At 60.9% G+C, this 25,825-nt stretch carries 21 protein-coding genes; 5 read left to right on the forward strand and 16 right to left on the reverse strand.

What is annotated here, in order from left to right; genetic code table 11:
* Positions 1-3: 3 nt before the first annotated feature.
* Positions 4-507, forward strand: coding sequence for a hypothetical protein (locus EKM85_RS05165; RefSeq protein WP_125585210.1), 504 nt, complete (start codon positions 4-6; stop codon positions 505-507).
* Between the two features lie 176 nt (positions 508-683).
* On the opposite strand, the gene EKM85_RS05170 is transcribed toward EKM85_RS05165, so the two are convergent.
* Entirely contained in the window at positions 684-3,212 is a 2,529-nt protein-coding gene (locus EKM85_RS05170) for a M1 family metallopeptidase (protein ID WP_125585211.1), read from the reverse strand.
* Between the two features lie 323 nt (positions 3,213-3,535).
* On the opposite strand from EKM85_RS05170, the gene EKM85_RS05175 reads away from it, so the two are divergent.
* A complete protein-coding gene (locus tag EKM85_RS05175) occupies positions 3,536-4,156 on the forward strand; it encodes an ECF transporter S component (protein WP_125585212.1) in 621 nt (206 codons plus the stop codon).
* A 65-nt stretch (positions 4,157-4,221) separates the two neighbouring features.
* Here EKM85_RS05175 and pnuC read toward each other — a convergent pair whose 3' ends face one another.
* On the reverse strand, positions 4,222-4,977 hold the full coding sequence (gene pnuC / locus EKM85_RS05180) for a nicotinamide riboside transporter PnuC (protein ID WP_379882785.1): 756 nt from the start codon (positions 4,975-4,977) through the stop codon (positions 4,222-4,224).
* A 293-nt stretch (positions 4,978-5,270) separates the two neighbouring features.
* Here pnuC and EKM85_RS05185 point away from each other — a divergent pair, with 293 nt between their 5' ends.
* Positions 5,271-6,482: a trypsin-like serine peptidase gene (locus EKM85_RS05185; RefSeq protein WP_164510670.1), complete on the forward strand. Its 1,212-nt coding sequence runs from the start codon at positions 5,271-5,273 to the stop codon at positions 6,480-6,482.
* A 380-nt stretch (positions 6,483-6,862) separates the two neighbouring features.
* Positions 6,863-8,143 (forward strand): trypsin-like serine peptidase, encoded by a 1,281-nt coding sequence (locus EKM85_RS05190; RefSeq protein ID WP_125585215.1) that lies wholly within the window; start codon positions 6,863-6,865, stop codon positions 8,141-8,143.
* Between the two features lie 284 nt (positions 8,144-8,427).
* Here EKM85_RS05190 and EKM85_RS05195 read toward each other — a convergent pair whose 3' ends face one another.
* Entirely contained in the window at positions 8,428-8,781 is a 354-nt protein-coding gene (locus tag EKM85_RS05195) for a DUF2200 family protein (RefSeq protein ID WP_125585216.1), read from the reverse strand.
* 193 nt (positions 8,782-8,974) lie between these two features.
* On the opposite strand from EKM85_RS05195, the gene EKM85_RS05200 reads away from it, so the two are divergent.
* Positions 8,975-10,459 (forward strand): glycoside hydrolase family 1 protein, encoded by a 1,485-nt coding sequence (locus EKM85_RS05200; protein ID WP_125585217.1) that lies wholly within the window; start codon positions 8,975-8,977, stop codon positions 10,457-10,459.
* A gap of 71 nt (positions 10,460-10,530) precedes the next feature.
* On the opposite strand, the gene EKM85_RS05205 is transcribed toward EKM85_RS05200, so the two are convergent.
* The 13 genes from EKM85_RS05205 to EKM85_RS05265 all read right to left on the reverse strand — a co-directional run bounded on the left by EKM85_RS05205 (position 10,531) and on the right by EKM85_RS05265 (position 25,823).
* A complete protein-coding gene (locus EKM85_RS05205) occupies positions 10,531-13,038 on the reverse strand; it encodes a TIM-barrel domain-containing protein (protein ID WP_164510671.1) in 2,508 nt (835 codons plus the stop codon).
* A 39-nt stretch (positions 13,039-13,077) separates the two neighbouring features.
* On the reverse strand, positions 13,078-13,755 hold the full coding sequence (locus EKM85_RS05210) for a hypothetical protein (protein WP_125585219.1): 678 nt from the start codon (positions 13,753-13,755) through the stop codon (positions 13,078-13,080).
* Between the two features lie 101 nt (positions 13,756-13,856).
* The gene (locus EKM85_RS05215) at positions 13,857-15,359 is read right to left on the reverse strand and encodes a glycosyltransferase (RefSeq protein ID WP_125585220.1); all 1,503 of its coding nucleotides are present in this window, start codon (positions 15,357-15,359) and stop codon (positions 13,857-13,859) included.
* Positions 15,356-16,990, reverse strand: a complete 1,635-nt coding sequence (locus EKM85_RS05220; RefSeq protein ID WP_125585221.1) for a glycosyltransferase — start codon at positions 16,988-16,990, stop codon at positions 15,356-15,358. Before EKM85_RS05220 ends, EKM85_RS05215 begins: the two co-directional genes overlap by 4 nt.
* A 151-nt stretch (positions 16,991-17,141) precedes the next feature.
* Positions 17,142-18,014 carry an aldo/keto reductase gene (locus tag EKM85_RS05225; RefSeq protein WP_125585222.1) on the reverse strand — a complete coding sequence of 291 codons (873 nt, stop codon included), beginning with the start codon at positions 18,012-18,014 and terminating at the stop codon, positions 17,142-17,144.
* 64 nt (positions 18,015-18,078) lie between these two features.
* Positions 18,079-18,948 carry an NAD(P)-dependent oxidoreductase gene (locus EKM85_RS05230; RefSeq protein ID WP_125585223.1) on the reverse strand — a complete coding sequence of 290 codons (870 nt, stop codon included), beginning with the start codon at positions 18,946-18,948 and terminating at the stop codon, positions 18,079-18,081.
* A gap of 82 nt (positions 18,949-19,030) precedes the next feature.
* Positions 19,031-19,675, reverse strand: a complete 645-nt coding sequence (locus EKM85_RS05235) for a TetR/AcrR family transcriptional regulator (RefSeq protein ID WP_125585224.1) — start codon at positions 19,673-19,675, stop codon at positions 19,031-19,033.
* Positions 19,676-19,684: 9 nt separating this feature from the next.
* Positions 19,685-21,301, reverse strand: a complete 1,617-nt coding sequence (locus EKM85_RS05240) for an ABC transporter permease (RefSeq protein ID WP_125585225.1) — start codon at positions 21,299-21,301, stop codon at positions 19,685-19,687.
* Positions 21,294-22,199 (reverse strand): ABC transporter ATP-binding protein, encoded by a 906-nt coding sequence (locus EKM85_RS05245; RefSeq protein WP_164510672.1) that lies wholly within the window; start codon positions 22,197-22,199, stop codon positions 21,294-21,296. The genes EKM85_RS05240 and EKM85_RS05245 overlap by 8 nt, the downstream gene beginning before the upstream one ends.
* A 398-nt stretch (positions 22,200-22,597) precedes the next feature.
* Entirely contained in the window at positions 22,598-23,599 is a 1,002-nt protein-coding gene (locus EKM85_RS05250; RefSeq protein WP_125585227.1) for a tagatose 1,6-diphosphate aldolase, read from the reverse strand.
* Positions 23,600-23,643: 44 nt separating this feature from the next.
* Positions 23,644-24,036: a PTS sugar transporter subunit IIA gene (locus EKM85_RS05255; RefSeq protein WP_125585228.1), complete on the reverse strand. Its 393-nt coding sequence runs from the start codon at positions 24,034-24,036 to the stop codon at positions 23,644-23,646.
* Positions 24,037-24,109: 73 nt separating this feature from the next.
* Positions 24,110-24,931, reverse strand: a complete 822-nt coding sequence (locus EKM85_RS05260) for a PTS system mannose/fructose/sorbose family transporter subunit IID (RefSeq protein WP_125585229.1) — start codon at positions 24,929-24,931, stop codon at positions 24,110-24,112.
* Complete coding sequence (locus EKM85_RS05265; protein WP_125585230.1) at positions 24,918-25,823, reverse strand: PTS mannose/fructose/sorbose/N-acetylgalactosamine transporter subunit IIC; 906 nt, start codon at positions 25,821-25,823, stop codon at positions 24,918-24,920. The genes EKM85_RS05260 and EKM85_RS05265 overlap by 14 nt, the downstream gene beginning before the upstream one ends.
* Between the last annotated feature and the right edge of the window lie 2 nt (positions 25,824-25,825).

Raw genomic sequence — 25,825 nt, forward strand, 5'->3', positions numbered from 1 at the left:
TGTGTGACTGATTCGCAACCTGAGCAAAATGTGCTACTGACCACCCTATTGGCCAAGGCCGCAAACGCAGATCAATTTGCGGCAACCTGGGACTTTGGCACCAGCAAGGACCCGCTACCTGCCCCGCTCATTCGGCGGGTCTTGATGCACACCGGCGTCATCACCGCCGAAGCCGCACTGACGGCGGATTGGCTCACCCAAGTCGCTGCGGCACGCGGTGATTCCTGGGCCAAATTAGTCGCCGCAACAGCAGAATTCTGCCGCTTGTTCGCCGCCGGCGCTGACGTCACCGCCGAACTGCCCAGTTATCGCCGCTTTGAGGGCATGACCCTGCGCGAGCTGGCGTGGCAAATGAGCATTGACATCGAGGACCTCGAACTGCCGGAAGCACGGGCGGCCGCACTTGCGGATCCCAGCCAAGTCCCGCTTTACGCAGAAGCGCAGCGCCAGTTCTCCGCGCAGTATCCGGGCTTTCGCTTTGAACCCGTGGCGCGAGAAGCGCTGTAACGCCATTCAGGCGCGCCCGCGGTTTAGGCCAGCAATGGTCGGCAGCGCGCCCCTAGGCCAGCAATGGCGCCGGCAGCGCGGCCGGCTGTTTTGGCTCAGGCTAAGCCCATCGGCCACGCAAAAGGACGCCAAGCAATCGCAACTGCGACTGCCTGGCGTCCTTTTAATTTTGCCTTTTACTTGATCGCGTCTTTGACCGCCTGGTTGACGGCCTGCTGCTGGCTTTGGATCAGGGCGACCCGGCTTTCGATCACGCTGGTGTCCATCTTGATCTCGCGGCCAAGCCCCGGCACGGCGACTTTCGGCTCAAAGAAGGCTTTGAACTCGTCCAACCGCTGCTGAGTCCGGAAAACGCTGGCCACCACGGTGATGTACGTGGTGAATTCCATGTCGCCACCAACGGTCTCGTTCAGCCAGCCCCAGTTGTCGCGCAGCCAGTCCCAGGCCAGCTGTTCGCCCTTAGGATTGGCCAGCACGCCGCGGAACCAGCTCCGCAGATCCTGCGGCTTAATGGTGTCAGGGTCTTTGTAGGTCGCAATGATCTGCTTCAAGACGGCCTCATCATCGCTGGCCGGCAGCGCGTTGGCCAAGGCGCTCTTGGCGCTCGGGTCAGTCGCCTGCCGATATGCGGCAAACAGCTGATCGGCCAGGCGCGCGGTGCTGAAGTGCCGAGTCTCGTTGACCAGCACCGCCGGGCGGGCCACTGCGGGCAGGCTGGCCAAGTCATCGGCATGCTGCTGGAACAGGGCGTGCTCCTGCGCGATCGCGTCAGGGTTTTCTGCGTAAGCGGCCGCACCCAAGATCCAGTTGCGGGTCAGCTGGTCGTCGGTGGACTCGCCGACTTTTTCAGTCAGGCCAAGGCGCGCAAACTGCTTGGCCGACAGCTCACTGTAAAAGGCCTTGAGGGTCTTTTCTTCCGGTGAGTCCGGATCCACGAACTTGCGCAGCTGCTGTGCGGCCTGGTAGATCGCCGTGTTGACGATGTGCGACGAGCTGTCCTTGAAGCGTACCAGCAGCGGGACAACGGCCGCGTACGTGGTGAGGCCGGCTTCCGCCTGGAGCCGCGTGTCTTGAATCAGTTGCAGCTGCGCGATTGGGTCCAGCTGGTCCGCATCCTTCAAGATATCGGCCATCAGCTGGTCATCGTACTTCACGATGAAGTGGGAGTTGTTCCCCACGTTCAACCGGATTGGCTTGCCTGCCTGAGCGCGCAGCTCGGCGTAATCGCCCAGAACGATTTCTTTATCCTTCATGATCTGCGGAGCCGCGCTGTAATTGCTTTCCAGCGGGATCTGCCACTGCCGCCCGACGTCCTTGCCGGCGCCGATGAAGAACTGCTGCTGGCTCAAGGTAAGCTTGCCATCGACCACCTTGGCGGAGACCAGCGGGTAGCCCGGCTGCTCAAGCCATGAGTTCATGATGGCCCCGACGTCGAGCCCAGACGCGTCGCCAAGCGCTTGCCAGAGGTCTGCGCCCTTGGCGTTGCCGAATTTGTGCGCGTCAAAGTAAGCTTTCAGGCCCTTGCGCAGCTTGTCATCGCCAAGCAGCGCCCGGACCATGACGAGCATTCGGGACCCCTTTGCGTACACGATCGCGCCGTCAAACACGGAATCGATGTCAGCCGGGTCCTCGACGGCCACGTGGACGGACTGCACGCCATCGGTCGCATCACGCTGCAGTGCGGCAGGCACCTCGGAAACTTGGTACAGTTCCCAAATGCGCCAGTCCGGCTGCAGGGCATCAACGCTCAGGTACTCCATCATGTTGGCAAAGGACTCGTTGAGCCACAGGTCATCCCACCACTTCATGGTGACCAGGTCGCCAAACCACTGGTGCGCCAGTTCGTGCGTGATGACAGTCGCAACGTACTGCTTGACGGACAGCGCCGTGTTATCCGGATCGATCAGGATCGCGGCTTCACGGTAGGTGACCAGCCCCCAGTTCTCCATCGCCCCGGCGGAAAAGTCCGGCAGCCCCAACTGGTAAGAGTGTGGCAGTGGGTATGGGGTCTGGTAGAAGTCTTCATAGAATTCGATCGCCCGCTTGGCAATGTCCAAGGCAAAGTCGAGCTCCTTGGCCTGGTGAGCCTTGGTCGCAAAGACGCCGATCTCAACGCCGGACTTGGTCTTGGTCAGCTTCTTTTGCATGTCGCCAAACGCAAAGGCGATCAGGTAGGTGGACATGCGCATCGTCGTGGCAAAGTAATGCACACCGTTTTCGACTTTCGTCTCTGGCATGTTGGCGATGATGGTGTCTTCCGGCTTCTCGTCAAACTTAATGGCCACGTCGAAGGTCGCCTTGGCTTCTGGCTCGTCGACGCCTGGAAAGGCCTGCCGGGCAGCGGTCGATTCGAATTGGGTGCCGATCAATTCCTTCTTTTCGCCGTCAACCGTGTAGTAGGACGGGTAGATCCCCATCATGGTGTCGGTCAGAGGCGCACTGTAGTCGACAGTGATCGTCGTCTCGCCTGGCTTGGCCAAGGTAATGTCAATTTTCTCGTTGGCATCATCAACGGTGAACGGCACGGCTTGACCGTCCGCCTTGACCGCGCTGACGCTAAGATACTTCTGGTTCAGGCCAATTGTTGACTCGAGCGCCTGCCCCTTAATGGTGGTCGTGCCTGTGATCGTCTTCTTCGCGCGATCGATCGCGATGAACAGATCGTAGTGAGAAGGTTGAAACATTTCGTATAAGTGTTTTGCCATTATTTACCCTCCGAAATTTTAGTGTAATGTCATTATAGCCTATTCATGCGCCTGATTCACGGACCGTGGCCACTTCTGGCCAAAACCGCGCAAAAAAACTGCGGTCAATCGCGCACCGGCTGCAGCGGCTGAACCAACGGCACCAGCGGCCGGCGCGCCAACGCGGGCCCTGATCGCCACTGGGCACCAATCTTCCCTCACGCTTTCGCCCGCTGACAGGGCTTGGCCGATAAATGCTGGTGAACTGACCGCCTGTAATGACAGGCGGCGGCTGACAAGGTATACTCACTCTGAATAATCAGTTTTCGAATGGAGGAGAGACTATGGGCAATCATTCCCGTGCCTACCGCGTCAGCATGCAGGCGCTGTTTTTGGCACTGATCGCGGTGCAAACCATGGTGCCGATGCTGGGGTACCTGCCGCTGGGGTTCGTCAACCTCACCATCATCCACATTACCGTGATCATTGGGGCGATCATGTTCGGCCCCGGCGAAGGGCTGCTGATTGGGACCGTCTGGGGCGCCTTGACCATCGTGCGTGCCTACACCGCCCCGACCAGTCCCCTGGACACCCTGGTGTTCACCAACCCCTTAGTGTCGGTGGTGCCGCGCATGCTGGTCGGCGTGTTTGCCGCCTTGGCCTTCTGGGGCGCTTATAAGGTGGTCAAGAAAGTCGCGGTGGCCAGCGTGATCGCTGGTGCGGTCGGGTCCTTGACCAACACCGTTTTGGTCCTGCTGGCCATGGGGACCCTTTACACCGGCCCGGTTGCCTCGGCCTACAAGGTCTCGACGGGGGCGCTGGGCAAAGTGCTGGGCGCCATCGTCGTCACCAACGGCCTGCCGGAAATGATCGGGGCGATGGTCCTGACACCGCTGGTCATTGGGGCGCTGGTCGCGGCCACGCACATGCGGCCGTGGCGAACGGCCGCACCAACCCCTAAATAAAGCGTGATTGACACTTTCCAGAAAAAATGAGGTCCTTGCCGCAGCGCGGCAAGGACCTCATTTTTTTAGTGTTCGTGGGCAGCCAGATAGTTCTGTTTGTGGAACCAGACCACACCTTTGTCAAACAGCGATACCATGTCGTTAGCAAAGTACAGCATGTATGTGAAGAACAGCGTGAGGTTGGCGTCCCCTTGAAGCGCCGTGACGCCCCACAGGACGATCGACATGACGCTTTGAATGATCCAGAAGTAATACTGATCGGAAAAGCGGAGCGTGGCCAACAGCGACCCGGTCACGCCGATCGTGCCGGTCAGCGCATCGATCACCGGCCGCGGCGAGATGAACAAGTGGGTGTCCATGAAGTAGAGCAGCGCGAAGACGATGACGAAGAACCCGGCCGTGCCCAGAAACCCACGCCAGCCCACATCCTTGAGCTTGCGCACCCGGGCGCCCACATTTTTCGCCCAGCTGGGCATCAGCAGCACCGGAATGTCGAGCAGGACAATGTAGGAAAACTGCAGCACCACATCGGCGAAATTGCGCGCGCGGGCCGCCACCAGAATGTAAATAATGGCGGACGTCAGGCCGAAGACACCGTTGAGCGGCCGCACGTTGGTGATGGAGATGGTGCAGGTGAAACCGAGCATCCCCGCCAGCATCGTCAGCACACTCCACATCGTCAGCTTGTTGACGATCGTGGTCCCGACAATGATGCCCAGCCCAAACATGAGTAGGACGTAGCTGGAAAACGTCCAGCCACGCATCTGTTCGACGTACCAGCGCGGGTCAAAAATACTCGTGATTGCCTTGTCTTGATCCAGTGAATTGTTCATTGAAAAGCTCCCATCTTTTTGAAAAGTCAAAGACCAGTATAGGCAGAACCTGGATAGTGATTCAACGTTGACATCGCTGGCGGCCGGTGCTAGCCACTACGGACGCTGCCCTTTTTTTGAAAACTTCCCTAATTTCGGGAAAAGTGTCACCACTTGCGGAATTTAGGGTGAAGGGAAAAGTGAAGAGCAGCTCGTGTCGTGGCCGTCATGACAAAAATTGGGGGAACTAAAGATGAACCGCCTTACTCGCTTCAGCCTGCTCGCTGCCTTCTGGCTGGCATTTGGCCTCGCCGGTCGGCATCCCTGTTCAGGCAGTTAATGCACCAACTGATAACACTGCAGAATCGCAATCGGTAACCTCCAGCACACTCAGCCCCATCCCCTCGCCTGACGATCAGGCCATCATCGGGACTGACAACCGCATCCACATCGCCGGCACGACTGCCTGGCCGTACCGGGCGATCGTGTACATTCGGGCCTATTTTCCGAAACTGGCCGCCGGCTTTTACGTTCAAGGTACCGGCACGCTGATCGCCGCCGATACTGTCCTGACCGCCGGCCACGTCTTGTACGAAGCGCAGTACGGCGGCTACGCTGATCGGGTGACCGTCACCCCGGCCTACAGTCAGGGCACCGCCCCGTACGGCACAGCCACCGGTGTGCGGCTGTACACCGCCCCTGGCTACACGGCCGCTCCTGCCAGCGGCAGCGACTTTGGGGTCATCAAACTTAATTCGCCGCTTGGCACGAAGACCGGCTGGATGGGCCTCGGCGTGGGCGTCACAGTCGGTGAGTGGCTCACCCTCAGCGGATATTCAGGCGACCTGAACGGGACACTCGACACCATGGCCGGGCCAGTTTCGGCAATTGACGGCACGCTGGGCCTGTACGCGATGGATTCGGCGCCCGGCGCTTCCGGGAGCCCGGTCTACGACGCCGCCGCTAAAGTTCACATTGTGCACGCGTTTGGCAGCCCGACCGCCAACGGTGGGATCATCATCACCCCAGAGCGCAGCAGTCTGATCCTCGGCTGTCGGAACGCCTGGACGCCACTTCAGACCATGAGTCGCCTGGTCTACGTCGTCGCCAACAACTCCCTGCGCTACAGCAATACTGTCTTCACCGCCAGCGGCAAGAACACCATTAATGCCGTGTACCAAGTCCGGCGCACCTACCTCGGCTGGAACGGCCAGACCTACTACACGGTGTATAACGCCAAGGGCCAGTACCTCGGCTACTCGAACGTGGGCAACTTCCGTGCGGTCACGGCCTCCAACGTCAAGCGCAGCATGACCGTCCGCAGCCGCACGGCGCTGCGCTATTCTAGCCTGTACCTGACCGCCACTAAAGGAACGACTGCCGCCTACTACGGCCGGCAAGTGTATGTCACCACCAAGAACGTTAACGGCGTCAATGGCCGCGCCTACTACTCCATTTACACCAAAAAGGGCGGAACGTGGCTCGGGTACGTGAGTGCGTCTGCGCTACGTTGAGCCTCGCACATTTTCTGAAAACGTCTCTAGACGAGCTGGCCTTTCCATTTTAAGGTCAGCTTTTTCATTGGCTAAAATCACTCGTACCCGACTGCGAACCGCGGCGAAAGATGACCCGTTGTCAAGGACGTGATGCGCTTACAATTTATCGGCGGGTGAGGCGCTAAAAGCCCAATTAATAAGGCTTTGTACAACGCAATCAGTGATCTATTTATTTTTATCATTGACTATTAGTTATACAAAGCGCAAAATGAAACTCTTGTGCCGTCTTCTGATTCACACGATAATATCCAAAAATTTGGGGGATAACTGTCCGGCTCAAGTGAATGAAAACTTGATGGAAAAAGGTCTTAGGCATTTCTGCTTGGGCCGTGCTTTTTATGGGGGAACTGAATATTAATACCAAACGTCTTACACGCCTGAGCGTGATCGCTGCTCTGTTGCTGGGTTTTGGCATGACCAGTGCGGTTCATGTTCAGGCGGCCGATTCTACTGCCGCTAGCAGTGCTGCGCCAGTCGCGCAATTGCCGCAACCCGTCGTGACTAGCCCGACGCGCACACCGCAGGCCATTCTCGGCACCGACAGTCGGGTCCGCATTCCTGGAACAACCGGCTGGCCGTACCGGACGATCGTCTTTATCCGGGCATACTTTCCAAAACTGGCCCGAGGCCTATACGTCCAGGGCACAGGCACGCTGATCGCCGCCGATACCGTCGTGACGGCGGCCCATGTGATCTATGATGCGCGCTACGGCGGCTATGCCAGCCGCGTGGAGGCAGTCCCAGCGTACAGCCGTGGCACCTCGCCTTACGGCACCGCGCGGGCCTCACGCTTGTTCACCGCTCCCGGTTACACGGCTCACCCATCCAGCAGCACCGACGTGGGCGCGTTCAAGCTCAGCTCACCGATCGGCAAAAAAACCGGCTGGATGAGCCTAGGCCGCGGCGCAGCCGTCGGCCAGCGCCTCACGTTAAGCGGCTATTCCGCCGATAAGAACGGCGCTTTGGCCACCATGGCCGGACCTGTGGCGAAGGTCTCCGGGAGTGTGGGCCTTTACGGGATGGATTCCGCTGCCGGCGCTTCTGGCAGCCCAGTTTATGATTCGAGCAACCACATCCGCATCGTCCATTCATTCGGCAGCGCAAGCTACAACGGCGGGGCCATCATGACCCCTGAGCGCAGCAACATGATCATGGGCTGGCGCAATTCATGGACCCAACTACAGTCCATGCACCGCCTCGTGTACGTGACCGCCAACAATTCGTTGAACTACCGCAACACGGTCTTTGCCGTCAGCGGCAAGAACCGCACCAACACGGTTTACCAAGTGCGCAAGTCGTACCTGGGCTGGAACGGCGCGACCTATTACACCGTTTATAACGCCCGCGGTCAGTACCTTGGTTATTCCAACGTCGGCAACTTCCGATCGGTGACCACCACCAACGTCACCCGTTACATGACGGTGCGCAGCCGCACCGCCGCCCGTTACAGCAACCTGTACCTGTCGGGCACCAAGGGTACCACGGCTGCGTACAACAACCGCCGCGTGTACGTGACCACCCGCAACGTCAACGGGACGCGCAACCGCGCCTACTACTCCATCTACACCAAAAAAGGCGGCAGCTGGCTTGGTTACGTCAGCACTGCCGCCGTCCGTTGAGTATTGCGGGTGATCATTACCGCCGTCACTGGTCATCAGCGGCCACACGCCTAGGCAGCGATCCCTGGCCTGAGGCCGCCTGCCAATTTAACGCTTAAGAAGCCATCCTTCAGCCTGCACAACCGCAGCTGGAGGATGGCTTCTTTTGGCCCAAGCACCGCAAAAAAAGCATCATCGCGCGGCCGCCACCTGCTCCCGGTGACGCCGCCGATGACTGGGCACCAGCCCCGTGTAGAACGTCAGCGCCGCGCGATCTTCACCCAGAAAACTGGTGATCGGGTCCATCACGGGGCCACCGGCTGGCGAATAATTTTGGCCACGGCTTTGCCTTTCGCCAGCTCGTCGACCACCTTGTCCATCTGGCGCACGCGGCGCATCAGCGGGTCGGCCACCGCTTCCACCCGGACGCCGCACACGACGCCAGTGATCTGCGCCGCCGCCTGCGGCCACTGGACCCGCCCGCAGAACGCTTGGACGGTCTCGGCAGGCGCCAAAGTGTGCAGGGCGGCTGCCGGCAGGTTCGTCAGCCAGCCCAGCACCGCGTCCAGCTCCGCCTGGCTGCGGCCCTTGCGCGTCACTTTTTGCAGGTACAACTGATAGATCTGCGCGATTTTCATTTCGCCAATTGCCTTGGCCATTGGCCCACCTCCCATTTGCTCTAGCCCTAGTATACCCGGCCGCCGCGGCGCCGCCTAGCTTCGACCGCCGCTTTGTCACCAAAATGGTACTGGTCCCAAAAAGTGACAGGTGCTGACCCTGACCGCGGTAGTTTGGTACAATGAAAACGGTTAATAAATTTGTAGGAACAACTACATCAAATGGAGGTTCACCATGAGTTTTCCGAAGGGATTTTTGTGGGGCGGCGCCACTGCCGCTAACCAGTACGAAGGCGGCTTTGACGAGGGCGGCAAAGGGCTGACCGCCGTCGACGTCACGACCAACGGTTCAAACACTGAACCGCGCAAAGTGACTTGGCGAAAAGCGGACGGGACGACCGGGTATTCACCGATGGTGTGGGGCGCCGACTTTGCCGTGCCTAAAGACGCCACGCCAGCAGTCCTGCCAGACTATTACTACCCGAGCCACGGCGGCACCGATTTTTATCACCACTACCAAGAGGACATCGAACTGCTGGCCAAGATCGGCTTTACGACCTTCCGCTTTTCGATCGCCTGGAGCCGGATCTTTCCCACCGGCGAGGAAAAGGCGCCCAACGAAGCGGGGCTGGCCTTCTACGACAAGGTGATCGACCTGTGCGTTCAGCACCACATCGAGCCTTGCATCACCCTGCAGCACTACGACACCCCGCTGGCCCTGGTTCAAAAGTACGGCGGCTGGCAGGACCGGCGGCTGATCGATCTATTCGAAAAGTACGCGACCGTCGTCTTCAAGCGCTACGCCGGGAAGGTCCACTACTACACGACCTTCAATGAGATCAACGCGATGGACGAAGCGCCATACCTTGGCGGCGGGCTGACTGACCCGACCCCGCAAAACCGGGCACAGGGCGCGCACAATCAGTTCGTAGCCTCAGCGAAGGCCGTGCGGGCGGCGCACCAGATCGGCAGCGGCATTCAGGTCGGCATGATGCTAGCCTATCAGCCGGTGTACGCCGAGACCTGCAACCCCAAGGACCAAGTCGCGGCCATGCTGAACATGGAGCGCGGCCTCTTCTACGCCGACGTGCAGGCCGGCGGTGAATACCCCAAGGCGCGGCTGATCCAGTACCAGCGCGCCGGCATCAAGCTAGCGGACACGCCTGAGGACTATGCACTGCTCAAACAGTACCCGGCCGATTTTCTCAGCTTCTCTTGCTACACCTCCTCGGTCGTCACCGCGGACCCCACCCGTAATGAAAATGCCCAGGGCAACCTGGGCGGCGGCACGGTGAAGAATCCGTACCTCGAGACCAACGCCTGGGGCTGGGCCACTGACCCCGCCGTCCTGCGCCTCGCGCTGAACAACCTCTGGCACCGCTACCACAAGCCGCTGTTCATCGTTGAAAACGGGCTAGGCTGGGCCGATGAGATTGCGGCAGACGGCAAAGTGCACGACGATTACCGCATCAACTACCTGCGCTACGCCGTGCAGTCGATGAAGGACGCCATCACCGAGGACGGCGTGGACCTGATTGGCTACGCCTTGTGGAGCGCGATCGACCTCGTGTCCAACGGCACCGGTGAAATGAAGAAGCGTTACGGCCTGGTTTACGTGGACCGCGACGACTGGGGCAATGGCAGCTTGAAGCGCATCCCCAAGGACTCTTACGACTGGTATGCAAAAGTGATCAAATCAAACGGTGAGGACCTCGCTTAACACCTCCTGACCGCACAAAAACGGGCTGTCATCAGAAGATGACAGTCCGTTTTTGGGTGGCGGCCGCCTGCTTACCCTTCAGCCAATGGCTCCTTCAGGCGGATCACCACGGTCAGTGGCTCCGTCAGCGTGCGGCAGTCGCCCAGCGCCACCGTGACCCCAGTTTGCGTCCGCGCCGCGGCCAGGGGATCGCCAAGGCGCGGGCCGACTGTCACCTGCACCGGCCGCCCCTTGCCCAAGACCGCGGCAGCCACCTCAACTGGCGCTTCGGTCAGCGGGACAAACAGCGCCAGCGGCTGCGGCTGCTCACTGCCCGCATAGGCCCCGCGCTGGGGGTGGATCGTCACTGTGATCTCGCGGCCACGCGTTTGGCCCGCGATCACTCTGGTCGCGTAGGCCCCCTGCTGATAGCTGAGGCTGGCGCCGTCGTCTTGGTACCAAGTCAGCTGCCCATTCTGGCCTGGGTAGTACGCGATCACGCGGTCCGGCTTTTCCGCTTGCGGCGTTAGCGCCGGCTGCTGTAAGACGATAATGCTGCCGGCTTTGACGAACACCGGCAGCTGCGCCAGCGGCGTTTTCACGTCGGCATAGGTGCGGCCCCCAGTCAGCTGCGCATTGGTCCAGAAGTCAAACCACTGGCCCGCAGGCAAGTAGAGGCTTGGCCGCCAATCGCTGCCGTCTGGCTGCAGCCGGTACGCGTCCATGATGGGCGCGACCAGGAAGGCATCGCCCAGCGCAAACTGATCGTCCAGCGCACGGCCCAGCGTGTATGGGCTTTGCTCCTGCCAAAAAGTCGGCCGCACGAGCGGCGCCCCGCTGACCTGTGCCTGGTGAGCCAGCGTGTACAGATAGGGGATCAGGGCCACATGGTAGCGCACGAAGGCCCGGCAAAGGTCGGCGTAGGGCTGGCCAAACTGCAGCCCCAGCTGCTTGGGCCGCTCACCCCAGCCGTCCATCGCCAAAAAGCTCGCGGTGAAAGTCTTCCACTCCAGGTCCCGCACGTAGATCACGGGGTCGGTGCCGGCATAAATGCCATCCACGTCGGCGGTCACGTTGGGATTACCCGACAGGCCTGTGCTCAGGTAGGTGCCGATGTGCGCCCGCAAATTAGCCCAGTGGCTGCCGGCCTGATCACCGGACCACACCGTGGCACTGCGCTGCGTGCCGGCCCACCCGTCGACGGTGAGCAGATCCGGCCGCAGCCCCCGCTGGCGCATTAGCGCGCCCACCCGTTCCGTGGCGTTCAGGCCAAACGTGTAGCCTTCACCGACCCAGGCCACGTCCGTTTTTGCGGCCAGGACCCCGGCGGCCAGCTCACGGGCAAAATCCCGCTCCCCTTTTCGCGGCCGCGCAGGGTTTGCCGGCGTCAGCCCCTTTTGCGTCCACAGCCCGGTGCGGACCCCTTGTTGCTTTGCCCAGCGCACAAAGGCCGCCAGATTGGCGAGGTCGCCGTCAAAAGAGGCCGTCTGCCCATAGCCGGCCCCGTAGCCATCGTTGGGGTAAATCGTCCCCAGCGGCATCCCCGCCTGCTGGTAGCGCAGGACCGCCGTCCGCGCGGAAAATGCCGGGTCGTGCTCCCCATTGAGGCTTTCGTGGATCGCCTGTTTGGGCATGCCATCCGGCCCGGCAGCCAAAAAAGTCACGCGTCCTGACCCGTAAACGTTGGGCACCAGTTGCTGGCCCTGCACGGTGATCGTGCCCGGCCGCTTTGCGGTATTGAACGACTCCTTGGCGATTGGCTGGTACTCCTTGTAGAATTGCCCCGGCAGCATCTCAACGCTGCCGGCCGAATCCGCCGTGACCTTGACCCAGTAATCACGATTGTAAGCGTTAAGGTGGGTCGGGTAATAGCTGGCCCACGGCAGCAGGTTCGGCGCGCCCGTCAGCTCGTGATAGCCGTGGATCAGGGCCTGCGGGGTGGCCCCTAAGATAAGATAGACGTCAAAGACCGGATCGGCGTGGTGAATGCGCACCCCGTGGTGCAGGTTGGAGAAATCATACTCGCCGGGAGTGAAGGTGTTGGCCAGCAGGCCAAACCCAGCCGTGCTCCAGAAAAATGGCACCGGACTGGTGACCCCGCCCTGCGTCCACACGTTCTCGTTTGCGATCTTGATGATCCGATCGGTCAGCGCGACGATCCCGTTTTGGGTGCCGCCGCCAAAAAAGGCCGCATCGCTCGCGGTCCGCACGACTTGGGTCCAGCCGGCCGCGTCAAAAGTCGGCAAGGCCAGCGTGAACGGCTCAGCACTGCCGACTGCCCTCAGGCGCTCGGTGGCCGCGGCCAGCACCAGGCGGTACTGCCCCAGCTGCAGCGCTAGCGGCGCCCGGACCTCGTCGAAGTCGCGGCGGCCCTGGTTGATGACCAGTGGCGCGTCGTAGCGCTGCCCCGTGCCGCCCGTAGCCACCGTTTCGTCGGCGTGTTTTGCGAGCTTTAACTGGCTGGCAACGGTCGGGTGCGCCGGCCGCTCGCCGGCATAGGCCAGCAGGTGCACGAGGTGGTCGTTGACCGCCGTCAGTTCATAGTGGTGGCCAGCGTGGTCAAAGCTCACTGCCGCCGGCGTTAGGTTGATATTTTCCATGTCGTTCCCCTTCCAAAAAAGCGACTGCATAAGCAATCGCTAAACGTCCAAATGCCGGTGCTTCAACTTGGGAAAAACCAGCCGGTCCGCTGCGCCGATCACAAAGCCCTGGCACGTCAGCGAAAACAGGGTGCCGATGTTAATCGCGTACAGCTGGCGGGTGACCGCAAAGCAAAGCAGGCTGATCATGATCGGCGGGATGAAGGACACGGGCTGCGCGACCCCCGCGCGGCCATGCAGCCACTTGAAGCGAATGATCTGCATAAAGTCATCGTTGGGGTGCATGATCACGTTGACCCGCTGGTACACCGAGATCGCCACGCCAATGCAGGCCAACCCGAAAATGTCCAACGCGACGCGGACGGCCAGCGGCCAGTGCGTGATCGGGGTCAGCGCTAGGACATCGGCGAAAAAGGCCACCACGTACGCAAACAGGAACATGTAAATCAAGTTGCCTAACACGCGCCGCCACTGGAAGCGGCCGAGAAATAAAACGTTGGTCCCCGTGACTGCCACCCCTTCGACCAGCAGCACGACCAGTAGCGACCAGTGCAGGGTGTGGCTCAGGTTGACCGCCGAGGCCGTCCAAAGCGCCGACCCCAGGTTCATGCAGACCGTCAGGCCATTACCAAACCCATTGAGTAAGATCGAAAAAACGAGAAAGAAGGCGAGCTCCGCAACAGAACTGTCTTCCTCGTTAGAATGTGCAGACAACATGCAACCGGTCTCCTTTTTCCCACGATGCCTTCAGTATAGCGAGCTGGCCAGGCGTTGGAAACCCTTTTCACCAGGTCGCCCGCGCCCAGCGGCCAAGCCCCTTAGACCACCGGATGCGCCTTCAGGAAGGCTTGCCACTGCTTGCCCACCTCGGCCGGGCGATAGCGGCTAGCCGTCGCCAGCGCGCCGCGGTGCAACTGGCGCCACAGGATCGGCGAACGCAGGAGCTTGATCACCTTTGCCGCTGCGTCCGCCTCAGCGCCGGGCCGCACCAGGTCGCCATTGACGCCTGGTGAAACCACACTGGCCGGCCCAAACTCGCAGTCGTAGGCAATGACCGGGGTGCCGGCACTCAGCGCCTCGATCAACTGCATCCCCAGCCCCTCATGGCGCGAAGGCGCCAGCAAAACGTGCGCGCCGGCATAGGTCTGCGTCAGCTTTGACCCGGTGACGTACGGGGCAAAGGTCACCGCCGCCGCCACTTTAAGCGCGGCGGCCTGCTGCTTCAGCTGCGTCAAGTACGCCGCGCTTTGGGCGTAACCGCGCAGCACGAGAGTCGCGTCTGGCACAGCGGCTCGGACCCGGGCGAAAATGCGCAGCGCAGCCTCGACCCCCTTCTCCGGCGCCAAGCGGCCGACCATGATCAGCACGTGCCCTGGCCGCGGGGCGTCAGCGAGCGGCGCCCTGACCGGCACTGCTGCAGTGTCGGGCACCACCACCGCTTGCACGCGCGGGTACTGCTGCATCAAGGCCGCCTGCTGCGCCTTGGTCGCCACCAGCACGCCGGTGAACTGCTCGGGATGCTCAGTCAAGACCGCGCGGTAGGCGGCGAGCAGCTGGCCCTGGACGGCGTGCGCGTCGTGGAAGACGACCCACTTCTGCTTGGCCGCCACCGCCCCCACCACGCGATCAAGGCTGCGCCGTTCGCAGAACAACCGCGCCTGGGGGTCTTTTGCCACCAGCTGGTCCAGGAAAAACTGGAACAGCTCGTCTTCGCTTGCAAACCGGTAGTTCTTGCCGTGGTAGTCAAGCAGCTGCACTAACGTCGGCGCGACTTGCCCGCCGCGGTTCATGCACACCACCACCAGCTTCGGCTTGCCGGCCGGATCCAGGTAAACGGTTCGCGCCCGGGCTCCTTGGGGATGGAAATAATCGACCGACGACTTGAAGCCGCGCCAGTCAAAATTCTCGCGGACCAACAGGTGCCCACTGCGATCCTGGTAATTAATGTCGCCCACTAACCCCACCGTGCCCGGCATGATGTTCGCGCGGGCCAGCGGCTCTCCGTTTGCCAAAAGCAGTGAGTAGTTCGGACCAAAGCCCTGGATCTTGTAGGCTGCCAGCGGGATTTGCGCAAGTCCTCGCAGCGGCTGCTCACGGCGGGGGAACCGCGTCGCCTGCTGGAAGTAATCGTACATGTTCAGGACCTGGTCTTGCCGCAGCCCCAGCGTCTGCCGGTCGCGGTCCAAAAACCGGTTGTAGTTACGCGTCACGTAAAGGGCCGCCTCGCCCGGCAGCGCGGCGAAGACCTTTACGCGCCGCGCCTGGGCGTGCTCGGTGCCGGAGTTTAAGGCGAATATATTTTCACTGATGAAATAGTTCATGGCCGGTCCTCCTTCGGCTGGTCCTTCGGCTGGTCCTTCGGCTGGTCCTTCGGCTGGCGAAACCGCGAAGCGACCAGCTTGGCCGGCCAGTGGGCCTGCGCATCTTGGATCAGCTGCTGCCACTGGGTCCACACGGCGGCCGGGGCAAAGCGCCGGGCCGACGCGTACGCCCCGGTCGAATAGCGCTGCGCCAGGGCCGGATCTTGAAGGACCGCGATCATGGCCGCTGCCAGCGCCTGGTAATCACCGGCGGGCACCACCCGGCCGTTGACGCCGTCTTGCACGATCTCGTTGGGGCCGTAGTTCACGTCATAGGTAAACGCGATCAGCCCGTGAGCGATGGCCTCCATCACCGCCAAGTTGAAGCCTTCCATCCGGGAGGTCACCCCAAACAGCATTGCCTGGTTCTCCACCTGATCGATGTGAGTGGTGTAACCTTTAAGGTGCACCACGGCTTCCAAGTGTTCTGCGGCGATCACCGCCTCGACGGCGCGGCGCGCTTGATAGTCGTCGGCCGCATCGGCGTACCCGTATAGATCCAGGGTCACCTGAGGCACGCGGCGGTGCACGATGGCCACCGCGCGCACTAGGTCATCAAGGTGCTTTTCCCAGGCGATGCGGGCAAACGCGACGATTTTACCAAACTGCCGCTGCGCCACCGGCACGCGAGGCGCGGTGAGCTGGCGCTCCGCCACGATGCCCACCGGAATCGTGAAGGCCGCGGCGCGGGCGGCAAAGCGGGCCACGACATCGCGGGTCTGCTTTGCCGTCGCCGCCACCACCGCGTCAAAGGCATCCAGGTCGTTTAGGGCGAACTCGTAATGATTGTTGAGCAGCGGGGCGGCAGGGTCTTGAGCGTTAGCCGTGTGGGCGTTGTGCAGATACAGCACGGTGTAGGCCGGGCGGCGCAGGCGCGTGATGCCCCACTCGGCAAGCTCCGCGCGGTCCAGCACAAACACGTTGGGCCGCGCTTCATCCCAATAGGCCGCGTTCAGGTCATCGAGAAAATGCTGGGTCAGCGCCTCAAGCGAGGCAAACTGAAAGACTTGGCCGCGCCGGTCGGTCAGCCGCCAGCTCGCCAGGTGGTGACCGCCCGCATCACTGCGGCGGTATTTTTCCAGCACCGGCAGGCCATCCGGCGTCAGCCATGTCTCCATGCCAATGTGATTATCCGGCGTGTACCACTGCTGCAGGCTGACAAACCCGCGGCGGTCGTACTGCTCGACTAAGTAAAGGTTGCCAAAGTCGTCAAATTGCTCGGTCGAGTGGACCTGCCGCGTTCCCGGCCAGAAGTTGACGCGCGCCACCAGCCGGCCGGCCGCGCTCAAAAGGGCGCGCTGCTTTTCTGGTTCCATTGTGCGCGTCAACGGGCCGGCGCCGAAATCAAGGTCGGCCAGCGACACCGCTTGTTCGGATACCGCCTCGGCCCGCTGATAGTAATCAAACAGACTGATCACCTGCGCGTCCTGGACCCCCGCCGCCCGCGTGTTCACGTGCAGCATCGGGTCCCAGTCGCGAATCACCAGCCGGCAGGGCTCGCGGTGAGCATTGAACAACGCCAGCCGCTTGAGTTCGGCGTGCTCGATCCCAGACTTTTCCGCGTGCATGTTTTGATTGATGAAGAAAAACATAGCCGGCTCCCTTCATGGTCCATCTTGGCCCAATTATAGGCTATTTTCCGACTGCTTTCCGCCCCAAGCGCGGGCCGGCCCGTTTTGACTTGACCGCCCCACGAAAAAACGGGCCCCGGCCACTTGGCCAGCTCCCGCTTGCGTGTATTATTTAAAAATTGGTGGTGTCCGGGTCGGTTGCCAAACCGGCAATGCCCCGCATGCCATCGAGCGCCTTCATGTCGCCGTCATCGATGCTGAAGTCGAACAGTTCAGTGTTTTCCTTAATGCGCTCATCATGGACCGACTTGGCCAGCGGCAGGAAGCCGTGTTGCAGCGACCAGCGCAGCAGCACCTGGGCCACGCCCTTGTGATACTTGGCGGCAATGGCGGCCAGCTGCGGATCGCCCAGCAGTTTGCCGGTGCCCAGTGGGCTGTATGCTTCATTTAAGATGTGGTGATCGGTGTTCATCTTAGTCACCGCCGGCTGGAGATCGGACGGGTTCAAGAAGACCTGGTTGACCATCGGGGCGACCGTGGCGTCCGCCAAGATCGCATCGAGGTGCGCCTGCCGGAAGTTAGAGATCCCGATGGCCCGCGCTTTACCATCCTTGTAGACCTGCTCCATGCCGCGCCAGGTGTCCTTCAGGCTGTCCGGGTAGGAGTCGCGGAAGGCCACTGGGTTCGGCCAGTGGATCAGGTACAGGTCCACGTGATCGAGCCCCAGTTTGCGCAAGGAGTCGTCAATGGCCTTTTGGACCAAGTCAAAGCTGTGCGCATTGTTGTTGAGCTTGGTCGTGACGAACAGCTCATCGCGGCTCAGTCCAGTGGCAGCTAGCCCCGCTTTAATGCCCTCGCCAACGCTGTCCTCGTTTTGGTACATGGCCGCGGTGTCAATGTGCCGATACCCCGCCGCGATGGCCACTTCAACGCTGTGCTTGGCGACTTCGCCATCCGGCGTCTGCCAGGTGCCAAAGCCCACGATGGGGATCTTGACCCCGTTTTGCAACGTGTACGTGTCACTCATTTTGTTAAAGTCAGACATGATATTCTCCTTTGAAAGTTGATTAGCCGTTCTTGATCATTTTACCAGTCGCACCGCCGCAGCGTCACTTCTGCCACCCCGGATAACGGGTGATCAGCGCCTGCGTCCCCAGATCACCTTGGCCAGCATCAAGCAGCTCCTCATAAAGCGCCTTGGCCTGCTCAGTCGCGGGCAGCGCCAGCCCCATGCGGTCCGCCTCTTCTAACGCAATGCGCAGGTCTTTGACGAAGTGCTTAATGAAAAAGCCCGGCGTATAGTCCCCGGCCAGGATCCGCGGCCCGTAGTTGGTGAGGCTCCAGTTCGCGCCGCCGCCTTCGCCGACTGTGGCCAGCACCGTCTGCAGGTCCAGGCCAGCCGCCTTGGCGTACACCAGCATTTCAGCCAGGCCGGTCATGGTGCCAGCGATCATGATCTGATTGGCCATTTTGGCGTGCTGCCCCGCACCAGCTTGGCCGAAGTAGTGGCGTGTGTTGCCCATCACCGCAAACACCTTCTGCAGCTCATCGTACGCGCTGCGGTCACCGCCGACCATGATGGTCAAAGTGCCCTTTTGGGCGCCGATGTCGCCGCCTGAAACCGGGGCGTCCAGTTCACGCACCTGCGCTTTGGCCGCAGCCTGCGCAATGCGGACAGCCAGGCGCGGCTGGCTGGTGGTCATGTCCACCACGACGCTGCCGGATTTGGCTCCGGCCAGGACCCCGTTTGCCCCAAAGTAGACTTGCTCAACGTCCTGCGGAAACCCCACCATCGTGAACGTCACGTCCGCGGCCGCGGCGACCGCGCGCGGCGAGTCCGCCCACTTTGCATTATCGTCAAGCACCGCCTGCGCGTGAGCCGGCGTCCGGTTATACACCGTCACGTCATAGCCGCTTTTCAACAGATTCTTGATGATCCCGGTCCCCATGATGCCAGTCCCAATGAATCCGAGTTTCATGTGCTCACCTCCTGCGTTGATCACTCTTAGTATAGCGCCACCAAAAAAAGTCTTCCATTTTCTGGAAGACTTCTTCATTGGCTCATGACGCCAAAAACCCGTGTTCGAGCACATCGACGTACTGCAGCACTTCGTCCACTAACCAATTGAGGTCCGCCACTTGGGCGTTCGGATGCGCGTCCAAAAACGGCTGCGCCTTTTCGCTAACGAAGCTGAGCATGCCTTGAATCAAGTCCAAGACCAGCGCGGGCGAAACGTCCGGCCGCAGCGGCATCCGGGCCAGCACCGGGGTGACCAGATCGGTGCTGGCCATCTTCATCTCGGCTTGAAGCAGCGCCTGCAGCTGCGGCTGCACCGCCTTGGGCAAATCGTGGCCGCCGTAGAGGGTCATGCCAAACCGCATCTCGTCTTTGAACTTGAGCTGCAACTGGATCTTGTAGCGCAGCGCCCGCCCGATCATGGTCTTGAGGTCTGGCGCATTTTGCCACACCGAAAAGTCCGCTGCCGCGTTTAAGCGGTCAAACACCCAGTGCGCAACGGCCAAGTAGAGGTTGGCCTTGCTGCCAAAATAGTGGAACACCAGCCCCTTAGACACTTGTGCCGCCCGGGCGATCACCTCGGTCTTGGCCGCCCGGTAGCCTTCCTCGGCGAATTCGTGCATGGCGGCGGCAAGGATCCGGGCCACTTTTGCTGGATCACGCGGCCCGGTTTTTTCAGAAGAGCGCATGGACTCACCTCAATTCATGGTCAGGTCGCGCCGCCGATAGCCCAGATAGGCGACCACAAACAGCACCACCCCAAGGCCGGTCATCCACGCGAAGGGGCCCCAGGCCACGGCGTGCTGCGGCACCTTATTGACCCAGCCAAACGGCGTTAAGCGCTGCGCCCACTTTGGAAAATCAAGCATTGGGCCAAGGAACATGGATAAAACGCCGTAGACTGGCACGATCCAGATCACGGCCTGCAGCCGCGGCAGTAGCGCGGCCAGCACTGCCGCCGCGCCGCAAACGATGAGCAAAGCCGGCCAGTAACCAACAAACCCGCGCATGAAGCGCGCCACACTGATCGGGGTGCTCATCGCCGCATTACCGGCGACCGCCATCCCCAGCACCCCGAGCGCCAGGGCCGCGGTGCCGACCGCCAAGGCGTGGGCCGCAAAGCTGAGAAACAGCCGCAGCCTAGAGACCGGCGCAGCGTGCAGCAGCTCCAGGTAACTTTTACGCTCGTCGCTGTTGAGCCGCAGCAGGGTCGAAATCGCCGGTACGACCGCCACCACCGCGAAGATCACGACCAAGGTGTTGGCCAGTCCCATCACGACGGCTCGGTTGGCCGCATTGACCCCACTGCTGCCCAGCAGCTTTGCCATCATCGGGTTGGTTTTCACCAAATCGCCCACGGTGCCGAAAATTGAGCCGTATGAGGCGCCGAGCAAGAACAGCCCGATGAGCCAAATCGTCGTACTCATGCGCTCTAGGCGGGCAAGCAGCATCAGTGGCCCGCGCAGCAGTGCGCTTCCGGTCTGGCGCCCGGACCGCGGTTCAACAAGGCCGGCGCCGATGTCCCGCAGTGCGGCGACGGACACAGTCATCGCCAAGACGATCACACTCAGCCCCGCCATCATCAGCACCGGCGTCCACACGTTAGCGGTGTACAGTGCCATCTTCTCGATCCACCCGAAAATAGTCCACCAGGTCAGATCCGGATCCTTCACATCCGTCCCCATCCGGGCGACAAAGAGGACCCCGAGCCAGGCGTAACTCAAAATAGTGGCCGTGCGCGCGGAGCTGGCGACTTGCGCAAACAGCAGCGCGAAGGTCCCAAACATGAATCCGAAGACGCCAAGGCCCAGGCCGAACAGCCAGCTGCCCGCCGCATTGGCGCCTGGCATGTTCGCCGCTTGCAGGCCCACCGCCTCCAGCACGCCAGCGCCCCCGTTAATGACGATCAGCTCAATGATGGCCGCCAGCAGTGGGCTTTGGCGCCCCACCGCGTGGGCCAAGATCAGCTCTGAGGTCCCGGTGTCCTCCTCGTCCCGGGTGGCATGAACGGCGAAGAAGACGTTCATCATCGCGGCAAAGAGGCCCATGAAGACCATCATCTCCGCGCCGTAGATCACCGCCGTGGTGTACGGCGGCTTAGCGGTGAACGGCCCGAGGAGCGAAACCATGGCCGGCGTCTTCAGGGTCTTGGCGATCGAGGCCATCGCGTGCTGGGAGCCATAGATTCCCTCAAACTTCGCGGCGGCACTGGCCATCAGCCCGGCTAACCCGGCGATCCACAAGGCAATCTTCAGCCAGTCGTGGCGCAGGTTGAGGCGCACCAGTGCCCAAGTGTTCGCATACCGGTTAGTCATGACTGCCACCTTCTTGGTTGTAATAGCGCAAGAAGAGATCCTCCAGCGTTGGCGGCGTGGTCGTCAGCTGGGTGATGCCCAGCCGACTAAGGGCGGCCACCACGTCGCCAATCGCCTCGGCGTCAACGGAAAAGACCGCCTGAGTCGGCGTTTTCGCCTCAAACTGGTGCACCGCCGGCAGCGCCTGAATGGCCGCAAGCGGCTGCTGGGTCGCCGCGCGCACGGTGCTGCGGCTGAGCTGCCGCATCTCCGCCAGGGTCCCCACTTCGATGATCTCACCTTGGCGAATGATGGCGATCCGGTCGCACATCCGCTCCACCTCACTGAGGATGTGCGAAGACAGTAAGACGCTCTTACCCGCCGCCTTCAGGGCTAAGACCTGCTGCTGGAAGACCTCTTCCATCAGCGGATCCAGGCCGCTGGTTGGCTCGTCGAAGATGTACAAGTCGGCACGACTGGAAAACGCCGCGATCAGCGCCACCTTTTGGCGATTACCTTTGGAATACGTCCGCGCCTTTTTGGTCGCGTCCAGATCGAACTGCTTGATCAGCTCGTCTGTGCGTGGCGTGTGCGTTTGGCCGTTCAGCCGCAGCAGAAAATCGATCACTTCGCCGCCGCTGAGGTTCGGCCAGAGGTTGACATCCCCTGGCACGTAGGCGATGCGCTTGTGAATACTGACGGCATCACGCCAGGCGTCAAGGCCAAAGATCGTTGCCTGGCCGCCAGTCGGCCGGAGGATCCCCAGCAGCGTGCGGATCGTGGTCGACTTGCCGGCACCATTGGGGCCAATGAAGCCAAACACCTCGCCCGGCTCAATGCTAAACGTAATATCTTTCAACGCCTCAAATTTGCCAAAGCGTTTTTGCAGATGATCAATGCTTAAAACTGCCGCCATCATCATCGCCTCCCTGATTGATGAGGCAAGTGTAAAGCCGCATGACTGGCCGGTCAATGACTTTCGAGTCAATGAAGGCTGACCCCTATTCCTTGCGGCCCAGCGGCTTTGCCGCCCGCCTGCAAGCGAGTCAACCAAGGCTGCGTGCGCGGCCCGGAATCACGCACCTTGCTGTAATCGGGCTAAGACCGTCGAGCCTACACACCTTAATGTAATCGGGTTTCGGCTCGACAACGCCCGAGCGGCTAGTTACGCCCGCGCCCTCGTCGGCTAAGTGCGCCGACAATGACGCGGGCTAGACTAGCCGTCGGGCTAAGACCGTCGAGCCTACACACCTTACTAAAAAAGGCCCTCCAAGCGAAAGCTTCCGCTTGGAGGGTTGATGGTTTCTGGAAAAGTGCCTAATCTTCGACGGTGACCTTGCTGTCCCACGGGGTGGCAGTGTCGGCCAGGACCGCGTTCAGGCGCTCAATGTTGGCCTTGCCTTCGGTCTGCAGCCACTGTTTGCCGGCCGCTTCGCCGTCCTTGGCAAACGGCACCACCCCGTTCTTCCAGGTAGCGCGGCCGCAAAGGACCCCGTTGAAGGTGGAGCCTGCCTCCTTGGCAAACTTCAGCTCCGCCAAGAACAGCTCATTGGACACGCCGGCGCTCAAGAAAATGAACGGTAGCGCCGTGGCCTCAGCCTGCTGCTTGTAGTAGCCCGCGGCCTCAGCCTGCGAGTAAACCACGTTCTCATCGGCGGCAAACCCTTCGACGAATTGCTGGTTCACGGGCACTTCAACCTTCAGGACCGACACGTTGTACCGTGGGTCACTGAACTCACGCGTCGTCTCGATGACCTTGTGCGGCTTTACTTTGGCGTAGGCCGCGTCTGCCACTGAATCCTGGTCCGCCGCGTAGGTGACGAGTTCCAGGAAGAACGGCAGCCCGTTTGCCTTGGCTTCAGCCCCGACCCGCTCGACAAAGGCCCGCTTGCGGTCATTGACCGCATCGCCTTCATCCACATCGTAATACAGGAGAAACTTGACCGCGTCGCCGCCTTCCTCGGCGATCCGCAGCGCGCTTTGGTTCTCGATCAGATCCGGGAACCGGCCGGGCTCAGATGCATCATAGCCGGTCTTTTCGTAGGACAAGAGCAGCCCCGCATTGGCCGCGCGGGCGTGCGCTGCCGGCAGCCCAAATTCCGGGTCAAGCAGGATGGCACTGGCGTACTTGGTCAACTCCTCAGACACGATCTTCTTGTACTCGGTGATGGCCGTCGCGCTCGCCTCCCCAGGCGTTGCGGCCGCGATCATCTTGTGGAGTGAACCGCGCTGGTCGATGGCCAAAGCGGCGATCACATCCTGCTCATTCGAAAGCTGTTTCAAGTGTTCATACTGACTGGTCGTTAATTTGACAGACATTGTCAACCCCCCGTGTGCTTCGTAACTTCTACCCCAACGATTGCTTAGTGGTGAGCCGGCTTGTTCACCAGGTCGTTGATGTAAACGACCCCGGCCTGGCCGTCTTTGATCAGCTCGGGTTTCATCCCGAGCATCTCGGCGTTCAGGTAACTGATGACCATCGGCAGATTGGCGCCGGCATACAGGTCGAAGTTCCCGGTTTCGGCCAACACCGCAGCGGCCACGTTGCTCGGCGTGCCGCCCTTTAAATCAGCCAAGACGGTGACGTCGGTGCTGCCCGCGATCGCCGCTTCAAACTTCTTGCGAAAATCCTCGGGTCCCTCGCTGGGCTCCAGGCTCACGGTCGCGATCTCAGGCTGCGGACCCATAATCATCTCGGCGCTGCTTTTAAGCGCCGCACTAAAACTGCCATGGCTGATCAAAACCAATTTGCTCATTAAACTTCGGCTCCTTATTCATTGAATTTGACAAAACGTTTCAAAACGCCGTTCTGGTGGCGTCATCAGGCAACTAACCCTTCGCGATGAGGCCAAGCGCTGACAGCAGGACTGAGACGATCAGCACGATGAAGATCGCGCGCGTCGAAGTCATGTGCTTGCGGCCAAGCAGCCAGTAGATGCCGCCCACGATCAAGGCTGGCAGGAGCTTCGGCAAGATCATGTCAAGGCTGTTTTGAATATCCAGCGGAACGGTGCCAACTTTAGGCGCCCAAGCGAACTTGACGTTGATCATGGTCGCAACCAAGGCGCCGACCATGAAGACCCCCATGATAGTCGCAGCGTTGGTCAAAGCGGCCAAGCGGTGCGACATCGTGGTGACCAACGCGACCCCTTCGTTGTACGCGACGCGGAGCTGCTTCCAACGGAAGACCATGACTGCGATCTGCGCCACGATCCAGATGAAGACCCCGATCGGGTTGCCTTTTTCCGCCATGTTCGCGGCAATCGCCCCAAAAATCGCGGGGATCAAGGCAGCGAAGATCGAGTCCCCGATGGAGGCAAACGAACCCATGAGCCCGGCTTTCATCCCGGCAACAGTTTCCTCACCATTGATACCTTCTTTTTCTTCGACCGCCAGATCGATCCCGGTGATGATGGTGTTAAAGAAGTTTGAGGTGTTGAAGAACTGCGTGTGGGTCTTCATGATCTTCTTCAGCTCAGGCGTGCCGTCGCCGTAGATCTTGCGCAGCTGCGGCAGGATCGTGTACAGGTAGCCTGACCCCTGCATCCGTTCGTAGTTCCAGCCCAGCTGGAAGCCGAAGAGACTGCGCCGGTTGATCTGCCGGAAATCTTGATCGGTCAGTTTATATGTCGGTGTTTTAGAGTTCGTCATCTTCGATTTCTCCTTTCTCGTCAGTTGCCTTGGCACTTGAACCACTGCCTGCGTTTGCGCCGCCGCCAGCGCTGCCACTAGTCGTTTGCTGGTAAGCAATTGCGGCAAAGGCGAACCCGATCAACGCGATCGCCAACATGGACAGGCCGTTGAACGAGGTCGTGAAGCCCTTCGCCACGCCGGCCAGCGTCGTCCCCAGCAGCTGCACGTTGCCGAAAACGGTGCTGAACAGCATCGTGAAGGTGAACCCGAGGATCAGGTAAGCAAAGTGTTTCTTGACCGGCAGGTAGTGAAGCAGGATCGCAAACCCGACGGCAGGCAGGACCGCCCCCGCGGTGGCCAGACCGTCGCCCAGCCACTTCCAGCTGGTATTCAGGATCTTCGCCAGATTTGTAACGAAGCCGCCCCCAAATGCCAGCGCCAAGCCGACGGGGATCATCCGCGACAGTGCCCATGGCAGCGCCCCGGCAATGAAGTAACGCTCGATGCCTTTGTAGTTGTACTGGTCCACCATCTTATCGATCTTGTGGGCGAAGAACGTGTTGGTGGACCGGGCCAGAATATCGGTTTGGATCATGATGCTGTCTACGGGCACCGCGATCGCGGCAACCGCTGCGGCCGGCTTCATCCCCGAACTGATCGAAAACGCCGTGGCCAGAATCGTCCCGGAGTTCGCGTCGATACGCGATGCGCCCCCGAAAGTCCCGACCCCGAGCACGGTCAGCTGCATCGCCGCCCCAATCAGCAGTCCGGCCTTCATGTCGCCCATGACAAGCCCAGTCACGAAACCCGCAAATACGGGAGAGCTCATCGCGGAATAGATCTGCAGTTCGTCAAGAATTTGATAACCGGCGTATAAAGTTAAAAGTGCAATTTGCCACCATGCGATCATGT

This window comes from Lacticaseibacillus jixianensis, from assembly GCF_003946485.1.
Taxonomy (GTDB): Bacteria; Bacillota; Bacilli; order Lactobacillales; family Lactobacillaceae; genus Lacticaseibacillus; species Lacticaseibacillus jixianensis.

What these genes read in the sequence shown, in the direction of transcription:
- EKM85_RS05260 (WP_125585229.1), bottom strand. Translation starts at nt 24,931, where the DNA reads ATGACGAACTCTAAAACACCGACATATAAACTGACCGATCAAGATTTC.
- EKM85_RS05210 (WP_125585219.1), bottom strand. Translation starts at nt 13,755, where the DNA reads ATGTTGTCTGCACATTCTAACGAGGAAGACAGTTCTGTTGCGGAGCTC.
- EKM85_RS05175 (WP_125585212.1), top strand. Translation starts at nt 3,536, where the DNA reads ATGGGCAATCATTCCCGTGCCTACCGCGTCAGCATGCAGGCGCTGTTT.
- EKM85_RS05170 (WP_125585211.1), bottom strand. Translation starts at nt 3,212, where the DNA reads ATGGCAAAACACTTATACGAAATGTTTCAACCTTCTCACTACGATCTG.
- EKM85_RS05225 (WP_125585222.1), bottom strand. Translation starts at nt 18,014, where the DNA reads ATGTCTGACTTTAACAAAATGAGTGACACGTACACGTTGCAAAACGGG.
- EKM85_RS05240 (WP_125585225.1), bottom strand. Translation starts at nt 21,301, where the DNA reads ATGACTAACCGGTATGCGAACACTTGGGCACTGGTGCGCCTCAACCTG.
- EKM85_RS05245 (WP_164510672.1), bottom strand. Translation starts at nt 22,199, where the DNA reads ATGATGGCGGCAGTTTTAAGCATTGATCATCTGCAAAAACGCTTTGGC.
- EKM85_RS05200 (WP_125585217.1), top strand. Translation starts at nt 8,975, where the DNA reads ATGAGTTTTCCGAAGGGATTTTTGTGGGGCGGCGCCACTGCCGCTAAC.
- EKM85_RS05215 (WP_125585220.1), bottom strand. Translation starts at nt 15,359, where the DNA reads ATGAACTATTTCATCAGTGAAAATATATTCGCCTTAAACTCCGGCACC.
- EKM85_RS05255 (WP_125585228.1), bottom strand. Translation starts at nt 24,036, where the DNA reads ATGAGCAAATTGGTTTTGATCAGCCATGGCAGTTTTAGTGCGGCGCTT.
- EKM85_RS05265 (WP_125585230.1), bottom strand. Translation starts at nt 25,823, where the DNA reads ATGATCGCATGGTGGCAAATTGCACTTTTAACTTTATACGCCGGTTAT.
- EKM85_RS05230 (WP_125585223.1), bottom strand. Translation starts at nt 18,948, where the DNA reads ATGAAACTCGGATTCATTGGGACTGGCATCATGGGGACCGGGATCATC.
- EKM85_RS05235 (WP_125585224.1), bottom strand. Translation starts at nt 19,675, where the DNA reads ATGCGCTCTTCTGAAAAAACCGGGCCGCGTGATCCAGCAAAAGTGGCC.
- EKM85_RS05195 (WP_125585216.1), bottom strand. Translation starts at nt 8,781, where the DNA reads ATGGCCAAGGCAATTGGCGAAATGAAAATCGCGCAGATCTATCAGTTG.
- EKM85_RS05250 (WP_125585227.1), bottom strand. Translation starts at nt 23,599, where the DNA reads ATGTCTGTCAAATTAACGACCAGTCAGTATGAACACTTGAAACAGCTT.
- EKM85_RS05220 (WP_125585221.1), bottom strand. Translation starts at nt 16,990, where the DNA reads ATGTTTTTCTTCATCAATCAAAACATGCACGCGGAAAAGTCTGGGATC.
- EKM85_RS05205 (WP_164510671.1), bottom strand. Translation starts at nt 13,038, where the DNA reads ATGGAAAATATCAACCTAACGCCGGCGGCAGTGAGCTTTGACCACGCT.
- EKM85_RS05190 (WP_125585215.1), top strand. Translation starts at nt 6,863, where the DNA reads ATGGGGGAACTGAATATTAATACCAAACGTCTTACACGCCTGAGCGTG.